17 protein-coding genes are annotated in these 18,433 nt (G+C 63.8%); 10 read left to right on the top strand and 7 right to left on the bottom strand.

Annotation, left to right across the window (positions count from 1 at the left end; genetic code table 11):
- The first annotated feature begins 1,877 nt into the window (after positions 1–1,877).
- A complete protein-coding gene (locus tag L0U83_RS23680; RefSeq protein WP_233886514.1) occupies positions 1,878–3,083 on the top strand; it encodes a DNA-binding protein in 1,206 nt (401 codons plus the stop codon).
- A 106-nt stretch (positions 3,084–3,189) separates the two neighbouring features.
- Here L0U83_RS23680 and L0U83_RS23675 read toward each other — a convergent pair whose 3' ends face one another.
- The 3 genes from L0U83_RS23675 to L0U83_RS23665 form a co-directional block, all read right to left on the bottom strand.
- Positions 3,190–4,182 (bottom strand): tyrosine-type recombinase/integrase, encoded by a 993-nt coding sequence (locus tag L0U83_RS23675; RefSeq protein WP_233886513.1) that lies wholly within the window; start codon positions 4,180–4,182, stop codon positions 3,190–3,192.
- A 95-nt stretch (positions 4,183–4,277) separates the two neighbouring features.
- Positions 4,278–4,685 carry a DUF2471 family protein gene (locus tag L0U83_RS23670; RefSeq protein ID WP_233886512.1) on the bottom strand — a complete coding sequence of 136 codons (408 nt, stop codon included), beginning with the start codon at positions 4,683–4,685 and terminating at the stop codon, positions 4,278–4,280.
- A 97-nt stretch (positions 4,686–4,782) separates the two neighbouring features.
- Complete coding sequence (locus tag L0U83_RS23665) at positions 4,783–5,436, bottom strand: helix-turn-helix domain-containing protein (protein ID WP_233886511.1); 654 nt, start codon at positions 5,434–5,436, stop codon at positions 4,783–4,785.
- 151 nt (positions 5,437–5,587) lie between these two features.
- Here L0U83_RS23665 and L0U83_RS23660 point away from each other — a divergent pair, with 151 nt between their 5' ends.
- Together L0U83_RS23660 and tdh are read left to right on the top strand one after the other, a co-directional pair.
- The gene (locus L0U83_RS23660) at positions 5,588–6,787 is read left to right on the top strand and encodes a glycine C-acetyltransferase (RefSeq protein WP_233886510.1); all 1,200 of its coding nucleotides are present in this window, start codon (positions 5,588–5,590) and stop codon (positions 6,785–6,787) included.
- A gap of 17 nt (positions 6,788–6,804) precedes the next feature.
- On the top strand, positions 6,805–7,836 hold the full coding sequence (gene tdh / locus L0U83_RS23655) for an L-threonine 3-dehydrogenase (RefSeq protein WP_233886509.1): 1,032 nt from the start codon (positions 6,805–6,807) through the stop codon (positions 7,834–7,836).
- 13 nt (positions 7,837–7,849) lie between these two features.
- Here tdh and L0U83_RS23650 read toward each other — a convergent pair whose 3' ends face one another.
- Complete coding sequence (locus L0U83_RS23650) at positions 7,850–8,527, bottom strand: YceI family protein (protein WP_373321088.1); 678 nt, start codon at positions 8,525–8,527, stop codon at positions 7,850–7,852.
- 229 nt (positions 8,528–8,756) lie between these two features.
- Between L0U83_RS23650 and L0U83_RS23645 the strand changes: the two genes are divergently transcribed.
- The 6 genes from L0U83_RS23645 to L0U83_RS23620 all read left to right on the top strand — a co-directional run bounded on the left by L0U83_RS23645 (position 8,757) and on the right by L0U83_RS23620 (position 13,493).
- Complete coding sequence (locus L0U83_RS23645; protein ID WP_233886508.1) at positions 8,757–9,581, top strand: AraC family transcriptional regulator; 825 nt, start codon at positions 8,757–8,759, stop codon at positions 9,579–9,581.
- 90 nt (positions 9,582–9,671) lie between these two features.
- On the top strand, positions 9,672–10,646 hold the full coding sequence (locus L0U83_RS23640) for a DMT family transporter (RefSeq protein ID WP_233886507.1): 975 nt from the start codon (positions 9,672–9,674) through the stop codon (positions 10,644–10,646).
- Between the two features lie 109 nt (positions 10,647–10,755).
- Positions 10,756–11,478, top strand: coding sequence for a TetR/AcrR family transcriptional regulator (locus L0U83_RS23635; protein WP_233886506.1), 723 nt, complete (start codon positions 10,756–10,758; stop codon positions 11,476–11,478).
- On the top strand, positions 11,471–11,950 hold the full coding sequence (locus L0U83_RS23630) for a nuclear transport factor 2 family protein (protein ID WP_233886505.1): 480 nt from the start codon (positions 11,471–11,473) through the stop codon (positions 11,948–11,950). The genes L0U83_RS23635 and L0U83_RS23630 overlap by 8 nt, the downstream gene beginning before the upstream one ends.
- 187 nt (positions 11,951–12,137) lie before the next feature.
- Entirely contained in the window at positions 12,138–12,722 is a 585-nt protein-coding gene (locus tag L0U83_RS23625) for a hypothetical protein (RefSeq protein WP_233886504.1), read from the top strand.
- Between the two features lie 156 nt (positions 12,723–12,878).
- The gene (locus tag L0U83_RS23620) at positions 12,879–13,493 is read left to right on the top strand and encodes a thioredoxin fold domain-containing protein (RefSeq protein ID WP_233886503.1); all 615 of its coding nucleotides are present in this window, start codon (positions 12,879–12,881) and stop codon (positions 13,491–13,493) included.
- A gap of 128 nt (positions 13,494–13,621) precedes the next feature.
- Here the strand turns inward: L0U83_RS23620 and L0U83_RS23615 are convergent, their stop codons facing one another.
- A complete protein-coding gene (locus L0U83_RS23615; RefSeq protein ID WP_233886502.1) occupies positions 13,622–13,795 on the bottom strand; it encodes a hypothetical protein in 174 nt (57 codons plus the stop codon).
- A gap of 369 nt (positions 13,796–14,164) precedes the next feature.
- Between L0U83_RS23615 and L0U83_RS23610 the strand changes: the two genes are divergently transcribed.
- Positions 14,165–15,187, top strand: a complete 1,023-nt coding sequence (locus tag L0U83_RS23610; protein ID WP_233886501.1) for a hypothetical protein — start codon at positions 14,165–14,167, stop codon at positions 15,185–15,187.
- Between the two features lie 414 nt (positions 15,188–15,601).
- Here the strand turns inward: L0U83_RS23610 and L0U83_RS23605 are convergent, their stop codons facing one another.
- On the bottom strand, positions 15,602–17,455 hold the full coding sequence (locus L0U83_RS23605) for an ABC transporter ATP-binding protein/permease (RefSeq protein WP_233886500.1): 1,854 nt from the start codon (positions 17,453–17,455) through the stop codon (positions 15,602–15,604).
- Positions 17,452–18,345: an extracellular solute-binding protein gene (locus L0U83_RS23600; protein ID WP_233886499.1), complete on the bottom strand. Its 894-nt coding sequence runs from the start codon at positions 18,343–18,345 to the stop codon at positions 17,452–17,454. Before L0U83_RS23600 ends, L0U83_RS23605 begins: the two co-directional genes overlap by 4 nt.
- Positions 18,346–18,433 lie beyond the last annotated feature (88 nt).

Here is an 18,433-nt window from a genome sequence, read left to right as displayed (position 1 = left end):
GCGTCGGGTCGAGGAGAGAATTTCGCGAAAGGATACCGTCTGTGGTGATGGGCGTCTATAGGGCCTCTCTCACCATTGCCGGTGATGCGCGCATCGCGCGCGCCGCTCACCGCGACACCTTCCCGTATTGCCTCACCTTTGGCCAGACGCCCATCCAGCGGGGCGCTTTGCGTCATGCACGGTCCGGCCCGATCCCGTATTTGCGCCAGTGCACCAAGGGTCGCCATCAACTCCCGTATCGGCTCACCTCAAATATTTTCGTGTGGCCGGTGAGAAAATTCCGTCGTAGGCAGCGAAATCCAGGCTCCGACCGGTCGCTGACTAAAGATTCCGCTGCAATTCGATCGCACTGCAGCAAAACACGGCGCGTCGCTCGTGCGAGACCGGCAGAAAGTCCCCCATTGCGGGGCAAAGGCTGCGCGATTTGGCGATCGAAGCCCAAATTTGTCGAGGTTTCGCCAACGCGAGCCCTAACGTATCCTGAAAATTCTCACCTATTGCCGCGCTCACCAAACATATCAGTCCGCACCGAAAGGCCGTCGCAGCGGCTGCCAGGCCGCCTCGGCTCCCGAAAGTCCTCACCTTTTGCGTCCCGGTACGGTTGCACCGCACCGTCACGGTGCCTCCCGGAAACCCTCACCTCTCATGCCATCGAAAAGAAAAAACCAATGAATTCCGTGACTTATCCACATGCGAGGCAGGTCCGGGAATGCGATCTCGGCTCCCGTATCACCTCACCTCAAGCAACGACGGAACAAGCAGACAAATACGCGCTTGCCGAAAGACCGCTCCTGAATAATCTCACCCAAGCAGGATTTCAACCGAGAGAAACACCACCAGCACCCGCGTAATCTCGGCGTCTACAGCGCAGTGAACACCAACTTTCTCCCGAATTTGCTCACCTTAGGCATGAAATCTGCGGAAAATCGCCCCCGAAAAGCCTCACCTTATCCTTCCTGGCCCGGATGGACGCCGCTGGTTTCGCCGCACTGCGGAAATCTCCCGAAAATCCTCACCTTTCGCCGCGAGAAGTCCCCGGCGACGCGTTGCAAGCAGCCGGGAGATCCGCTCGGATCGCTGCAAGCCCCCCGAAAAAGCTCACCTTTCGTCCCTCGAAGGCCCCATTTCGCCCGATTTCGGGCTTCGACTCCCGAAAAACTTCACCTTCGATCCGCATTTTTTCCCGATACTTCTCACCCCAAGCGCTGCAACCACTCGATTCAGCCGAAAAATGGCACGAATCCGCGCTCCCGAACCCGCTCACCGTTGCATTTCCCGTAACATCGCAGCCGAGCCCAGCTACTCGCGACCTGCCTGACCGCGGCCTCCCGTATCGTCTCACCCTTGCCGGGAAGTCAAGAATCCACCCGCTCCTGAACCCGCTCACGTCCTTTCCTGTAGCGGCTCACCGGCGTTCCCGAAGCCCGTCACCCAACTTTCCCGCAAGCACTCACCCAGGGTCCCGTAAAGCTTCACCTGATCGGCCGGAAAGCCCCACCAGGTAAGGATTTGCCGTGGCGTTAACGTTTTTAACCGGTATCAAGGGTGTTTACTTTTATATCTCTCAAGCAAGAATCGCCTCGCGAGCTATCCGAGATATCCACATTCCAATCCAACCGCCAGCGCAGATTCTTGAGTCCGCTCGCGTGAAACAACGGATAGCCTTACAATCAGGCTAAAAACCCGCGCGTTTACAAGGGCTTATGAAACAAACTTCGATTTGTTTCACGGACTGGTCGAGCTGATCTCGTCGTGCACTGACCAAAAACGCCTACAGAACGCCAGTGAGTCACCCCCGACAATCCCAACACTCAAAAACGTAGCAAATAGAACGTAATTTGTTATTATTCGTCCACTCCCCCGCCGAGAAGACGAATATGCGAGACCAGGACCGCCAGGCAATCCGCGAAGAAATCGAGAATTTGCGCAACAACGGCGCACGCAGGCAGGAGCTTTCCTTACATGCCTGCAAACGCTTGTTCTTCGATTTCGAGATCAAACCTTCGATGGCTGCCGTCCGTGAGTTGACCCAGACAGGCAGTGCGAGCGACATCCCCAAAGACATCGAGCTTTTCTGGCAGCGCATTCGCGCGACGTCAAAAGTGCGTGTGGGCGCTGGGGCGATTCCGCCCGCACTGGAAGAACGCGCCGGCGAACTGCTTGGCGCACTTTTTGAGGAAGCACTGGCGCTTGCGGGCGATGCCTTGCAGGCCGAACGCGCGGAATTCGAAGCCGGTCGCATCGATGCCGAGCAGGCAACCCGGGAGGCCGAAGCCCGTCGCTCGGCGGCCGATGAAATGTTGCAACGCAGCGAAGCACGCGTGGAAGCGGCCTATGAGCGGGTCCGCGAACTCGAAAGCCAGCTTGCCGCGGCGTCCGCACAAGGCGCCGCAGCACATGGCAACCGCGACGTGCTGATACAGCGTCTGGAGACGGAAAACGACGCGCTGCGCAAACGGGTCGAAGCGGAACAGATGACCAATGCGGGTTTGCGTGATCGCATCGACGGCTTGCACGAGGAAATGCGCAAAAGCACCGAGCACTATGCGCAACAGATCAAGGATGCGCTCGCCGAGGCCGAACGGCGCGTCAAGCCCATGCTGGTCGAACTGGACTCGTTGCGCACGATGTCGTCGACCTGGCAGTCGGCCCAGCGTGATGCCAGCAAGAAGGAATTCGATTTCATCCAGCAATTGGCGACGGCGAAGGCCCGCGCCGACCGGCTCGACGCCGTACTGCGCGAGCGGTCCGACGAGGTGGATGAGCTCACCCTGCAGGTCACTGCGTTGCGCGGCCAGAAAGGACTCGATGCTTCCGTCGCGGCCGTGCTCTGTTCACTCGCCGCCGCCGGCCGGCTAGGCGAAACCGAGTTGGCGAGTCTCGGCACCTCGGTCGATGGGCACGTCGCGTTGCCGGCGCGTTGTCCAAACTGTCACGAAGGGGAACCGGAGTTGTCCGAAGTGGACGATGGTTTCGAATTCACTTGCCCGGAGTGCGAGCACACGTCGGGAACGGGGGAGTCGAAGTTTGCGGCGTACGCGCGCTTCATGGCAGGCAAGCATTCGCACGAACAGGCTTCCTGAGCGTCGACTGAATGAGGCGCCAGTTCAGCCCGGCCTGGATACGTGAGCTTTTACGGGAGACGCACATGCGTCCCGAGAGAGCCGGATCGCCCGCCGACGCGGCGTTTCACGTCTTGTCGCTTTCCGCTGAAGCGTGTTGCGTCGCCTCGCGTTCCGTCCACGTTTTCCATGCACGATGCAACCGCCCCGCGGAGATCGGCTGCAGGAAACCGAGCCACTGCCCTACCTGATCCGTATCGACGCCTCGCTCGAACAAGTCCGCTGCGAAGGTGTTGCGCAAGGTCTGCGGACTCGCGCGCTCGGCGCGAGTTTCGGCCACGCCCGCTGCTTCCATCAATCCGTCGATGGCGCGTAACACCGTGGCCTTGTGCATGGGGCGTCCCGAGGGCGAGCCCGGAAACACCAGCTGTCCCGGCAGTCCGGCGAGCCGGCGCGCTTCGAGCCATGCGCCGAGCACGTCGACGGCGAATGGCGTCAGGCGCGTGACGCGCGTAAACGCCGGGTTGGCGGCTTCGATCGTGACCCATTCCGCGCCGATCGCCACGCAGTCGAGCGTGAGCGCGATGGCGTCCCCCGTTTTCAATCCGCCTCCCAGAAAAATGGCGACGAGCGCCCGGTCGCGGCGTTCGCGCCATCGTTTCGCGGCAGAGGGTTCGACGAGCGGCGAGAACAACTGGCCGATGATCGCCGCGCGCTCATTGGGCGTAAGAAAGCCAGTCGGCTCGTTCTCGCGGGCGTTGCGCCACGCCGCTTCGCCGTCCTGGGCGATGAAGCGCGCCGGGTTCGTGGAGGCAAGTTCGATTTCGCGCACGTGATCGAGCACGCGTTCGATGAGCCGCAGGTAGCGCAGCCGCTGCGGCTTCTTCACGTCGAGGCTTGCGACGAACTCGGCGATCGTGCCGGTATCCACGGTCATGATCGTTTTGCGCTTGAGCGCGAGCCATTCGAGAAAGCGTCCCCATTGCACGCGATAGACTTCGGCGGAGGACCGGCGCAGATCCTGTGAGGCAAGCCAGGCGTCGAACGCGGCGGCGGGGTCACGCTGCCAGTCTTGGCGTTGCTGGTCGAAGAGGTCACGTGAGGAAGCGGAGGACGCCATCTCTATCATTCCGTTAGTTGCGTTACGTGACCATTATAGCGATCGCAGGATCATCGCGCTGTAATTGCGCCGCCCGACGCTTCAGCGGCATGCGCTCAACCACCCCAGGCCCTCGCGCGCCACACAGCGTCCTTGCGTCTTGTGTGTCGGCGCGATTCCTCCGCGCAGTGCGCGGCACGTTCATAGGCCGAGACCGCGAATGCGAATACGGCCGGCAGCGCGTTGGATTGCCCGAAGTCGACGGTCTCGTCGGTTTCCGGCCAGGCAAGGTCGCCCGGCCGTTGAAAGAGGCCAAGCATGAGGGCGTCGTGGCGGCTGGCGAAGCCGAGATCCGCTAGCGCTTCTGCCTCGATGGCATGCAGCAGGCGCCAGGTGAGCGGCACCTGGCGCGCGATATAGCGCTGCGCGATGTTGCGGACGATGAGTTCGAGGTCGCGTGCGGCGGCCTGAAAGCGCAAGGCCGCCAGATCGTGCTCGCGCGGCAGTTCGGGTGGGAGGGACATGACGGCTCCAGTCGGACTTTCACTGTATAAATATACAGTAGTCGGGCCGATCGCGCAGCCTCGTCCGTTCGGCCAGAGCTGGCGGTGAGGCGGGCGGTCAGCCGTGAATCACCACCAGCAGCGCGCGCGCCTCGCCCTTGCCTGCGTTGCGGATCGCATGCGGCTGGTCGGCGATATAGCGCGCCGTGTCCGCGGCCTTCAGGCGCTGTGTGGCGCCTGCCGCTTCGACCTCGATGCTCCCCTGCAGCACCGTGAGATGCTCGCGCGTGCCCGGTTCGTGTGCGGCCGAAACCAGCGCCCCGCCGGGTTTGAGCGTCAGCTCATACCATTCGAAGTTGCCGGCTAGCTCGATCGGCCCCCATACGCGCAACTGGTAACCGGCGTCGTGACCGTGCAGCGTCGGGATGTCGTGCGGCCCAGCGACCGCGATTGCCTCGGGCGCCTTCGGGGCGGCAAACAGAGAATCGAGCTTGACGCCCAGCGCATTCGTGAGCCGCCAGGCCACAGCAATGGTCGGGTTCGCCTTGTCGCGCTCGATTTCCGATAGCATGGATTTTGAGACGCCCGCCGCGCGCGAGAGGTCGTCGAGCGTCATCTTGCGCTCGGCGCGCAGTCGCTGGATCTGCTCGCCCACGCGCGGCGGCGCGGTGGCGGGTACGGCCGATGCAGGCAGTGCGCCAGCGGCAGCCGATGCGGGCGCGTCAGGAAGGGCGTTCGCCGGGGTGGCGCGTGGTTTGCGGGTGCTTGCCATTCACGGCCTCATCGATTAGAGTGCGTTCGACATATCGAACCTGGGTTCGAAATAACGGAAATTTTCGCCAACAGCTGACGGCGACTATAGCAAACCGCGGCAAAACCGCTGCAGTCTGCGGCAGTCCGCAGCTATGTGAGGAGCACGATTCATGCGTACCCCGTATCTCGACCACCTACGCGCGACGCTCGACCAGATCCGCGCAGATGGCTTCTACAAGAACGAGCGCGTGATCGCCACGCCGCAGTCGGCCGACATCCGGCTCGCGGACGGCAGCGACGTGCTCAACTTCTGCGCGAACAACTACCTCGGCCTCGCCAACGACGCGCGCCTCATCGCCGCCGCGAAAGACGGTCTCGAGCGCGACGGTTTCGGCATGGCGTCGGTGCGTTTCATCTGCGGCACGCAAACCGTGCACAAGCAACTCGAAAGCGCGCTTGCCACGTTCCTGCAAACCGAAGACTGCATCCTCTATTCCAGCTGTTTCGACGCAAACGGCGGCCTTTTCGAAACGCTGCTCGGCGAAGACGACGCCATCATCAGCGACGAACTCAACCACGCGAGCATCATCGACGGCGTGCGCCTTTCGAAAGCGCGCCGCTATCGCTACAAGAACAACGATCTTTCGGATCTCGAAGCAAAGCTGAAAGAAGCCGACGAAGCCGGCGCACGCTACAAGCTCATCGCCACCGACGGCGTGTTCTCGATGGACGGCATCATTGCCGATCTCAAGGGCATCTGCGATCTCGCGGACCGCTATGACGCACTCGTGATGGTCGACGACTCGCATGCGGTGGGCTTCATCGGCGAGCATGGGCGCGGAACGCCCGAGCACTGCGGCGTCCTTCAGCGCGTGGACATCATCACCGGCACGCTAGGCAAAGCGCTGGGCGGCGCATCGGGCGGCTATGTCGCGGCGAAGCAGGAAGTGATCGATCTGCTGCGCCAGCGCTCACGTCCGTATCTTTTCTCGAACACGCTTACGCCGAGCATTGCGGCCGCTTCGCTTGCTGTGCTCGAACTGATTGCGAGCGACGAGGGCGCGCAACTGCGCCGCCGCGTGCGCGAGAATGGCGCTCAGTTTCGCCGCGATATGAGCGCGCTCGGCTTCGCGCTCGTGCCCGGCGAGCACCCGATCATTCCCGTGATGCTGGGCGACGCCCAGGTCGCCACGAAAATGGCCGACGCGCTCCTGCACGAGGGCGTCTACGTCATCGGTTTTTCGTATCCCGTCGTGCCAAAGGGCCGCGCGCGCATTCGCACGCAGATGAGCGCTGCGCACACGCCCGAGCAGATCGGGCGCGCCGTAGAGGCGTTTGCGCGCACAGGCAAGCAGCTCGGCGTGATTTAAAAAGGATTGCGAATCAAATGAAAGCACTTGCCAAACTCGAACGCGCGCCTGGCCTCACGCTCACGCGCGTGAAGAAGCCCGAAGTCGGGCATAACGACGTGATGATCAAGATCCGCAAAACGGCGATCTGCGGCACGGACATCCACATATGGAAATGGGACGACTGGGCGCAGAAAACCATTCCGGTGCCGATGCACGTGGGCCACGAATACGTGGGTGAGATCGTCGAGATGGGCCAGGAGGTGCGCGGCTTCCAGATTGGCGACCGCGTGTCGGGCGAAGGGCACATCACCTGCGGCTTTTGCCGCAACTGCCGCGCGGGGCGGCGCCACCTGTGCCGCAACACGACGGGCGTGGGCGTGAACCGCGAAGGTGCGTTCGCCGAATATCTCGTGATTCCGGCCTTCAACGCGTTCAAGATTCCGCCCGAGATTTCCGACGATCTCGCGGCGATCTTCGATCCGTTCGGCAATGCCACGCACACGGCGCTTTCGTTCAACCTCGTGGGCGAGGACGTGTTGATTACCGGCGCGGGGCCGATCGGCATCATGGCCGTGGCGATCGCGAAGCACGTGGGCGCGCGCAATGTCGTCATTACGGACGTCAACGACTACCGGCTCGAACTCGCACGCAAGATGGGCGCGACGCGCGCGGTGAACGTTTCGCGCGAATCGCTGCGCGATGTGATGAACGACCTGCACATGACCGAAGGCTTCGACGTGGGTCTCGAGATGTCGGGTGTGCCGAGTGCGTTCACGGCGCTGCTCGAGTCGATGAACCACGGCGGCAAGGTCGCGCTGCTCGGCATTCCGCCCGCGCAAACCGCCATCGACTGGAACCAGGTGATCTTCAAGGGGCTGGAAATCAAGGGCATTTACGGCCGCGAGATGTTCGAGACCTGGTACAAGATGGTCGCGATGCTGCAGAGCGGGCTCGATCTTTCGCCCCTCATCACGCACCGCTTTAACGTGGACGACTACGAGAAGGGTTTCGCGGCCATGCTCTCGGGTGAGAGCGGCAAGGTGATTCTCGATTGGACCGCGGCCTGAATGCGGAGCGGTTTTACCGCGCTTGTTCCGGCACCGGCTGCGCGAATTCCGCCTCGATGCGCACGCCGATCTCGTTGCCCACGGCGGGATACCAACTCGTCAACCCGAACGCTGAGCGGTTGAAATGGCCCATGGCGGCGAAGCCTACCGTGGGCTGCTTCGTGAGCGGATTCGGCGCGTAGCCGTTCAAGGTGACGTCGAGCGTAACCGGCTGGGTCACGCCGCGTATCGTGAGATTACCGGTGAGCGTGCCGCGCCCCTCGCCCGTGCGCGTGAAGTGCGTGCTCGTGAAATGAATCTCCGGATAACGCTGCACGTCGAGCATCTGCGGGCCTTTCACCATGGCGTCGAGCGCGCTGACGTTGGTGTCGAGGCTCGTGGCGTCGATCACCGCGTCGAGCGTGGCGGTTTCGAGGCCGCCCGCAGTCCAGTCGAGCGTTGCCTGCGCGCGGTCGAAGCGCATGACGAAACGCGAGTAGTGGAAGTGATCGACGTCGAATACGACGCTCCAGTGATGCGCGTCCATCGCGTAGCGCCCCGCCGGCACGTCGGCTTCCGTGCGGCTCACGCTGTGCGTGACCACGCGCAGCGGCGTGCACGCGGCGAGGCTCGCTGCACACAGCGCCATGCAGAAGGCACGGCGCGAGCCGCGAACGAGGCGCGCAAGCGACACAGGCGGCCGGTCTTTCATCTCTGCTCCCTTTAACTCGTCAATACCCGTAAGTACGTTTGGCGGCATGCGTTTCTTCCACCCGGTCCGCAAGCATAACGCGCCGGGGACGGATCGCAACTGCCCGTTCAGGACTGCCCGTCCGGGACTGCCCGTCCGGGACTGCCCGTCCGGGTCACGCGCACATTGCGCGCCGCGCGAAACTCGGGTTTCATACGCCATTGGAGCCCGAAGCGCGGAGAATCGATCCATGCCAGCCACGAACCACGCCGTGTGTTTTCACGCCACGCTCGTGCGCGACGTCGACGCAATGACGGCCGCGACCGTGCGCTCGTTCGGGCGTCACACGCACGACCAGTACGGCATTGGCGTAATCGATCGCGGCGGCCATGTCTCGCTGAGCGACGCGGGCCAGGTCGAGGCCGTGCCGGGCGACCTCATCCTCGTCAATCCGGGCGAGGTGCACGACGGCCGTCCGCTCGATGCCGCCGGGCGCACATGGCGCATGCTGTATTTCGAGCCGCGCTGGGTCGACGCGCTGCAAGCCGACATCACGCAGGGTGACGACGCCGCTTTCGCGCTTCACGCGCCGGTCATCAGCGAGCCGCGTTTGCGCGCGCTGTTCGATGCGGCCTTCGCCCACGTAACCGACGAAAACGGTGACCTCTCCCACATGGCCTTCGACGCCGCCGCGCTCGAAGTCATGAGGCGGCTCGTCGAGGCGCTCGGCCACCGGCGCGCGCTCGCGCAGTGCTCACCGGCGTCGCTTGCGCGAGTGCGCGACATGATCGACACCGATCCGGCCCAGCCGTTCTCACTCGCGCAACTCGCGCAGTCGGCGGGGTTGAGCCGCTTCCAGCTCCATCGCGGCTTCCTGCGTGCGTTCGGCGTCGCGCCGCACGGCTATATCCTGCATCGCCGCGTGGCGCTCGCGCGGCGTCTGCTCAAGGCGGGCACTGCCCCGGCGCAGACCGCGCTGGCCGCCGGTTTCTGCGACCAGAGCCACCTGAACCGCGCCTTCGCGCGGCAGTTCGGTGTTTCGCCGGGGCGTTACCGGCTCGCGCGCGCAGCATGAGTTCCATGCGCCTCAAGCGCTGACGCACAACGATCCAAGACGGCGCGCCGTGGTGAGCCTATACAGGCGTATCACCACGAGGAGCGCTCCATGTCGATACGATTGCCGTCGCGCGAAAGCGCGCGACGCTTCACCCTCTCTCCCCGATCCGTCGCCCATTGGCAATTGACGGCGGCCATGCTTACCGTGGGCAGCACGGTCATTGCGAGCAAGGCCATCGGCGCCGGGCTCGATCCGCTGACTGGCACCGCGCTGCGCTTCGCCTTTGCGTTGCCGGTGTTTCTGCTGCTCATGCGTTTCACCGGCACGGCGTTTCCGCGTGCCGGCCTGCGCGACGCGCTCTTGCTCGTCGCACAGGCCGCCATCGGCAGCGTCGGTTATACGGTCTTGCTGATCGCTGGCACGCAGCGGACCTCCGCGAGCGACGCCGGCATCATCCTCGGCACGCTTCCCGCCGTCTGCGCGTTGACGGCGGCGCTGGTGCTGGGCGAGCGGCTGCGCGCGAGCACGCTCGTTTCGGTGACGATCGCGAGCCTCGGCGTGGCGATGGTCACGCTCGCACCAGGCGAACACCGCGATGGCGCGCGCTCGCTCACGGGCGACGCGATGATACTCGGCGCAGTCGTGTGCGAAAGCCTGTTCGTCTTGCTAAACAAACGGCTTTCTCGCCCGTGGCCGCCACTCGCGCAGGCTAGCGCGATGACGGGAATCGGCTTCGTCGTATCGGGCTTGTGTGCGCTACCCGGCTGGCTTGGCGCAGCCCACACGGTGCCGTTGCATGCCGTGCTCGGTGTGGCTTATTACGCGCTCGTGCCGACAGTCGGCGGATTCTGGCTCTGGTACGCGGGCGCGGCGCGTGTGCCTGGCGGCGAGGCGGCGGTCTTTACAGCCGTGGCGCCGGTGTCGAGCGTGGCGCTTGCCACGGTGCTGCTCGGCGAGCCGCTGACCCCCACGCGCGTGCTCGGCCTCACACTGGTCGTGGCCGCCGTGTTCGCGGTTTCGGGGCGCGCGTTTTGGAATCGTATAAGCGCGCTGCGCGGCACGCGCAACAGCAAGGTGTCTTGACTTGGGAGAATGATCGTTCTACATTGCAGGCTGGGAGAACGATCATTCTCCCGCTGATCGGCGCAATCCCCCGGCAATCCCGCCGCAATTGCGCTGAACGAGACTAGCCATGAGCCCGCCCGCTGTAACGATCCCCGAAGCGAACACACAAGCGCCGCAGGTCGACGCGCGCGCGCGCCTGCTCGACGCCGCCGAGGCGCTGATCTACGCGGGCGGCATTCACGCAACGGGCGTCGATGCGATCGTTCGCGCGGCGGGTGCGGCGCGCAAGAGCTTCTACACGTATTTCGAATCGAAGGACGCGCTGGTCGCGGCTGCGCTTTCACGGCGCGACGAGCGCTGGATGCGCTGGTTCATCGCCGGCACGCTCGCGCGCGGACGCACGCCGCAGGCACGCCTCATCGGCATGTTTGACGTATTGCGCGAGTGGTTCACGTCCGAAGGCTTTCACGGTTGCGCGTTTCTCAACGCGGCTGGCGAAGTCGCGTCGCCTGATGACCCCGTGCGCGTGGTCGCTCGCGAACACAAGGCGCGCCTGCTCGACTTCGTGCGCGAACAAAGCGATGCGTGGGCCGCGAGCGTCGGCGTGGATCGCCGTGCCGCCGCACGTCTCGCGCGCCAATGGCTGATTTTGATCGACGGCGCGATCGGCGTGGCGCTCGTGAGCGGCGACGCCGATGCGGCGCTCGACGCGCGCGCGGCAGGCCGATCGTTGATCGAGGGACTCGCGCCAAAACGCGTTGCCGGTTCCCGAAGCCAATCCCAAAGCCGGTCCCCATTACGCGCGCCGTCCCGGCGCGCTGCCCAACGCAAGGAGCAAGACCATGAGTGATTCGCCCGAAGTGCGTCCGCCGCTGCCGCCGTTCACGCGCGAGAGCGCCATGCAGAAAGTGCGCGCCGCGGAAGACGGCTGGAACACGCGCGATCCGCAACGCGTTTCGCTTGCGTACACACCCCAAAGCGTGTGGCGCAATCGCGCCGAGTTCGTCACGGGCCGCGCGGCGATCGTCGAATTTCTCACGCGCAAGTGGGCGCGCGAACTCGACTATCGCCTGATCAAGGAGCTATGGGCGTACACGGACAATCGCATCGCGGTGCGTTTTGCCTATGAGTGGCGCGACGATTCGGGCAGCTGGTTCCGCTCGTACGGCAACGAAAACTGGGAATTCGACGCGAACGGTCTGATGGCGCACCGTCACGCATCGATCAACGACCTGCCGATCCACGAGGCGGATCGTCTCTACCACTGGCCGCTCGGGCGCCGTCCCGATGATCATCCGGGCCTCTCGGATCTCGGCCTCTGACGCTTTGCTTTCATCGGGACGACTCGCGCCGCTGGCACCATGCCAGCGGCGAACGCGTCGCCCGATCCGAGCCTGGGCTCCATTGCGCACGTATCGGGTTGCGGTACAGTTCGTCATTCACCGCGAACCAGCATTCAGAAAACAGACGACCCCGTAGCGGATCGGCGCAATAAAGGACGGAGAGCCCATGCGGTTTTGGCAGAAGCAAGGTGGCGCAGCAACAATCACGAGAACGAACGCGACAACGAAAGCGACAACGAAAGCGAAGAAAACGAAACGCAGCGCGGCGGTTGCCCTGCTGCTCTTGCCCTTGCTGCTGTTCGGCACGGCGCAGTCGGCGCACGCGGCAAACTGGTGTAGTTCAGGCCTGTGGGTAGACGCAATGGTGGGCTCGTACCACATCCATCCCGACAAGGACTTCGAACAGTTCAACCCGGGCCTCGGCATTGAATGCTGGCCAGGCGACACGTGGGCGCTCACGGCAGGCGGCTTTCGCAATTCGCTGCGCCGGCCCTCGTATTATGGCGGCGCGGTGTGGGCCCCCGAGTTCCTGCATTGGGGCTTCGTGCGGCTCGCGGCGATGGGCGGCATCATCTCCGGCTACAACTATGGCAACTGGGGCCTCGGCCACGACCATACGATCGGGCCCGTGGTCGCGCCTATCGTGATGGTTGCTTACAAGCGCGTGGGCGTGAACTTCATCGTCATTCCGCCGATACCTTCTGACGATCTTCCATTCACCATCGGGTTTCAGTTGCGTTTCAAATTCTAGGCTTCGACGTCCTCCCGCAAACGCTCACCTTTGCTGATAACCTGACGCCTCTGTCATATTGGCGTCAGGCGCGCGCCACGGCCTGACTCTAAGATACGAGCCTTCGCTTTACAGGGCGCAAGTCATGGAACGCGCTATCCAGGTCAAAGGAAAAGAATGAAGAAGTTCACACGCATGCTGATCGCCGCCGGCGCATTGGTCCTGAGCGCTGGCGCCATGGCGTCCGACGCACCCGAACCCACCTGGTTGCCCGCAACGGCGGCCGTGAGTTTGCAGAATGCAAGTGCGATCGTCGAAGGTGCGAATGGGTCAAACGTGAAGTCGACGCTTTATGTCTTTATGGACCCTAACTGTATTTACTGTCACCTGGTGTGGAAAGCGCTGCAACCGTATGAAGCGGTGGGCCTGCAGGTGCATTGGATTCCTATGGGCTTTCTGAAGCCCGATTCGGCGGGCAAGGCGGCCGCGCTGCTGGAAGCGAAAGACGGCGCCGCGCTTCTCAAGGAGTTGGAAACGCACTACTCGGAGAAGGACGAATCGGGCGGCATCGCACCGCTCGCGCACATTCCCGCCGCCGACAAGAACAAGCTCGACAACAACATCAAGCTCTTTCAGGACCTCGGTTTCGACGGTACGCCTACGCTCATTTATCAAGGTTCGGGCGGCCGCTGGGCCAACGTCAGCGGCTTGCCGAAGTTGGGCGACTTGCCGGGCATGCTGAATCTGCCGGCGCAACCGATCACCGATGCCGAACTGCAGAAGTATCGTTGAGCGCATGCGGCGGTGAGTCACTCACCGCATCGTGAGTTCACCGATACAACGATAGGTGAGGAGTTCCAGGAGTCGAACCTGATGCGCTCTTCCCGAAAATCCTCACCTTTGCTCTCACGGCCCAGGTTTCAGAACTTGTAGTCGGGATTCTTCGGATCGAATGCTTCGTCCGCCACCACGCGCACGGCGTCTATCGTTTTCACCTCGACTGGCGGCTTGTATGACGCGCCTGCTTCCACGTACTTCTTCGCGTCGGTCATGAACTGGCTCACGATGAACTCGGCGCCAAGATCCTTAGTCATTGTGAATGACTGCGAGCGCGCGGAAGGGAATCGACGCAGTTGGCGAATTGATTCGGATTGGAAATTAATATACGTGCGCCGTTTGAGCATATGCGGAAGAGCAGGCTCGCTGCGGTATGCGCCGCGCGGTTTTTCGTCGCACCGTCTCGCACTTCGGCGGCAAGGTTCAGCCCTATGCGGCGCGCGTTACGTAATGCAAAAGGTGAGCGTTTCCGGGAGCAAGAACGTAACGCGAGCCGCTGCTGCGCTGCGGCAGCGTCGTCGCGAGCGGGTTGTGATTCGCGGTATAGTCATTCGCGACAATAGCTTTCGTTGTACGTCCTACGCTTCACCGCCGCCGCGCGCAAGCGGTCTGCAACGGAGTTTTCCATGGGTATCCTGGCCAGGCTTTGGCCCCGCGCCCGCGCGAAGCAGGCGCCCGAATCGCCGCAAATCCAGACGCTGATCGAGCGTCTGCTCGTGCTCAGCCCTACGCTCAAACTCGTGCCCGAGTGGCGCGAGCGGCTTGCGCCCGCGCTCGCGCAGTCAATCGCGTATGTGCGCGACGTGGTGGACCGGATGCCGCCCGCGCGCGAAGCGAGCGCCGCCGCCTGGTCGAGCGATCCCTATATCCACGCGTTTTTCGCCGCGCCCGACGAGGTCGGCCATATGCTAAGCCGCTCGCCCGAACTGCATGCATGGTTCGAGAGTCATGCGCTTGCGCGCGAGACTTACGCGGTGCTCGGCATGGCCCTGAACGAGCGTCGCGCCTTCGGTGTCGAGCTGCATGGCGACGAGGTGCATGCCGATGTCATGCAGACTACGCTGAGTTTCGACGACCATCAGGTGCGCGTGTGCGGCGAAACCGAAAGCGAACTACGCGAGCAGATCGTGGAGCGCGTTGTCGAGCAGATTGCACTCGAAGGCCTCGAGCAGATCAGCGCCGACGAGTCGCGCCGCGATGTGCTCGAACAGGAGCGCGCGCTCCTTAGAACACGCCTGCAACTGCTCACGCGTCACGGCGCGGGGACGCAGCGCATGCTGGGTGAGCATGCCGCGCAAAACGTCGCCGAAGTGGCGAAGGTCGAGGCGCAGATTGCGCAGAACGAGCGCGAGATCGCCGCGCTCGGCCTCAAGAGTGAAGCGCTCGAACACCAGCTCACGGTGATCTGCAGGGTGCTCGCGAATCCCGCGCAATACACGAACGTCGAAATGCGTGAGATCTGCCTGAGTCCGATGAACGTCCTGCTATCGAACGGCGGTCCGGGCAACAGCGCCTCGATCACGTTTCCACTCGCGCGCCTTCCGGCGAGTCCGCAGGGTCTGCGCGCCTTCTCGCTGGTGCGCTTCGCGCGCGCTGACCTTCAACCGTTGCCGCGCGTGCTCGTCGAAGACAGCCGCTTCATGATCTGAGCGCGGCGGCGCGGTCATAGGTGAGAAGATTCGGGAGCAGCATGCGTGGTATCGCAACGGTTCGTTGACAACGCATGCCGCAATCACCGTCGCCGCTAGTTGGCCGCGGAAGTTTCGTGGTCCCGATGTACAGGAGAACCTGGTTCCAGCGCGCAAGATTTTCCTGGTAGTCCCAGGTTAAAGGGTGCGAATATTGCCGAGTACCAGGTGTTAGCAATCGAAACCTTGCGCGAGCGAGCGCGAGATGCCAAGAGGTGAGCGTTTTCGGGACCCGCGTACAACGGTGCGAAATTGCACTTCAAATCGCTAACCGCTTATGCAAAAAGCCCCTTGAAAAGGGGCTTTTTTGTCGTTGGGCGCGACGTCGGCGGACGCACTTCGGCGCGAAAGGTGAGCGTTTTCAGGAGTCGCGGGTCAGGCGCAGTGCGCCGGCCAGGCGAGCACGCCGTTCGCGTCGATGGTGAAGCGCAGGTCGCCGGATTGCGATGCCGGCGCGTCTTCGGCGGCGATATCGAAGGTAACGCCTGCGATCTCGACTGCAACGTAGCGGTCGCCGTGACGCAGCGACGTGCCCGCAATGCGCCCTTGCCACGCGCCCTCTTGCGTCGCGACGAGCGCGCGCGGCGAGACGCGCCACATCACGCGCGAGCCTACCGCAAGCGATGTGTCGGCGCACGGCAGGCGCAGTCCCGTCGGCGTTTCGATCGCGCCGCCAGCTCGCACGATCCCTTCGCCGACGTTGTGCAGGCCGAGCAATTCGGCCACACGCAGCGTGGCGGGCCGCTGGAAAACGTCGGCCACGGCGCCTGCCTGCAGCACGCGTCCCTGTTCGATCACGAGCACTTCGTCGGCGAGCAGGGCGGCTTCGTCGGGGTCGTGCGTGACGATCACCGTCACCGCGCCCACTTCGCGTTGCAGCGCCCGCAACGATTGCTGCAGGCGGCGGCGGCGCGGCGTGTCGAGTGCGGCGAACGGCTCGTCGAACAGCAGCAGTTGCGTGTGCCGTGTGAGCGCACGTGCAAGCGCCACACGCTGACGCTGGCCGAACGAGAGCTGGTGCGGCAGGCGCTGCGTGAGCGCGTCGAGGCCGAGGTGCGCGAGCCAGTAACGTGCGCTGGCGGCGTCGGCATCGACGGGAAACGCAAGCTGCTGCGCCACCGTCATGTGCGGAAAGAGCCCGTAGTCCTGCGGCATGTAGCCGATCTGGCGGCGCTCTGGCGGCAGCACGCCGAGGTCGGTCGCGCCGAGCGTGACGAAGCCCGCGTCGTTGCGTTCGAGCCCGGCGACGATGCGCAGCGCGAGCGACTTGCCCGAACCCGAAGGGCCGATGATCGCGAGCCGGCGCGTTTGCGGCTGCCACGAAACGTCGAGCGTGAACGAGCCGAGATGGCGGCGCGCCGCGAAGGCGAGACGCAGGCCGGCGTGATCCGACGCGGTGGCGGCGGGCGTGATACTGGTGAGTTCGTCGCCGTTGTCGAGGTTCACCGCCAGCGTCGAGCGCGCGCCTCGACTATAGACGGAGAGCACCGCGCAGATGATCGCAATGCCGAGCGTGGGCAGCAGGAGCGGCATCATCGCTGGCAGGCCCTGGCCGCCGAACACGACGTAGGTATAGACAGGCAGCGAATACGGGTGATACGCCACCATCACGGTCGCACCGAACTCGCCGAACGCGCGCAGCCAGGCGAGCGCGAGCCCCGCGCGGATGGCGGGCCACGCGATGGGCAGCGTGACGCGAAAGAAACGGCTGGCAGCATGATGGCCGAGCGTGGCGGCGACGTCGTCGAATACGGGATCGACGGCGGTGAACGCCGAGCGCGCCGCGACGATCAGGAACGGCGCGGCCACGAAGGTTTCGGCGAGCACGATGCCCGTGAAGGAGTCGGTGAGCGAGCCGCCGAACAGCTGGCCGATACCGCTATATGGCCCGATGAGAAACAGCAGCAGCACGCCGCTCGTGAGCGGCGGCAGCGCCAGCGGCAACTGCACGACGAAGCCGACGAGCGCGATGCCGCGCGCGCGCGAACGCGCGAGCCAGTAGCCGAGCGGCACGCCGCCCAGCAGGATAACGAACGTGGCCACGCTCGCGCTCGCCACCGAAACGCCGACTGCCGACCAGGTGGCGTGCCAGTCGACGCCTGCCCAGTCCGCCTGGCCGATCTGCGGAATGCTCGCGACGAACGGCGCGCACAGGTAGACCGCGAGCAGTGCGCCGAGCCACCAGAGCGGCTGCGAGCGCTTCACAGTAACCTGCGCGGCTTGTGTCATTGCTGTGCGGCGTCGATCACGGCCTGGACCGACGGCGGGATCGCCTGGGTCTGACCGTTGACGGCGGGCTTCGTCACGTCCACGCCGTGCTCAGCGAGCAGCTTGCGGCCTTCGGCCGAAAGCAGGAAGTTCACGAAGCGCGCAGCGCCGGCGCTGTTGGGTGCGTCGTTCAGGATCGTGAGCGTGTAGTTCGCCTTGATCTTCAGTTCGGGCGCGGGGTGGATCGCCGGAATCTTCAGGTCAGAGGTTTCGGTCGAGTAGAAGAAGCCCGCGTCCAGCTGACCAGACTGCAGACGGCCAACGAGCGTTTCTTCCGGCAGCACCTGCTCGGGATTATCCGGCGCGCCGAGCGTCTTCTCGACGAGATCAGGCTGGTTGTACGCCTGCGCGGCCTTCGTCATGAGTTCCACGGTGAAGGCGCCCTTCGGGTCGAGCTTCGGGTCGGTGCGGCCAAGGCGGATGCCCGGTTCCTGCAGCACCTGATTCCACTTCGTCGTCTTGAAGTCGTTGGCGAAACGGCTCTTCGGGTTGTAGCCGATCAAGAGCGGCGATTCGGCGAAATTCACGTACCACGTCACGTGATTGCCATTGGCCTCGCCCATGAGGCTCGTGTTGACCTTCGGGCTCGCGCTGATGAACACATCGCCGCGGCGCAGCTTGCCCTTTATTTCATTGGCGATCTTGTTCGAGCCTGCCGCGTAGCCCTTGAAATGCAGGCCCGTTTCCTTTTCGAACGCGGGGCCCACGCTCTTTTCCATGAGGTTCACGAGCGAGCCTGCATAGAGCACGTTGACATCGGATTCGTCGGCGAATGCGTTGGCGCTTGCGCCCATCGCACCCATCACACCGCTCATCACGACGACTGAGGCCACCAGCTTGCGGATAAACATGTTCGACACCCCGTCCGTTATAAAGGCCAATATATTACGATGGACTGCTGTATTCATGTGCTTATCCAAATGGCTATTTCGCCGATCA

This window comes from Paraburkholderia flagellata, assembly GCF_021390645.1.
GTDB lineage: Bacteria > Pseudomonadota > Gammaproteobacteria > Burkholderiales > Burkholderiaceae > Paraburkholderia > Paraburkholderia flagellata.
Note: the sequence above shows the minus strand (reverse complement) of the source record. Positions and strands in the feature narration are given on the sequence as shown.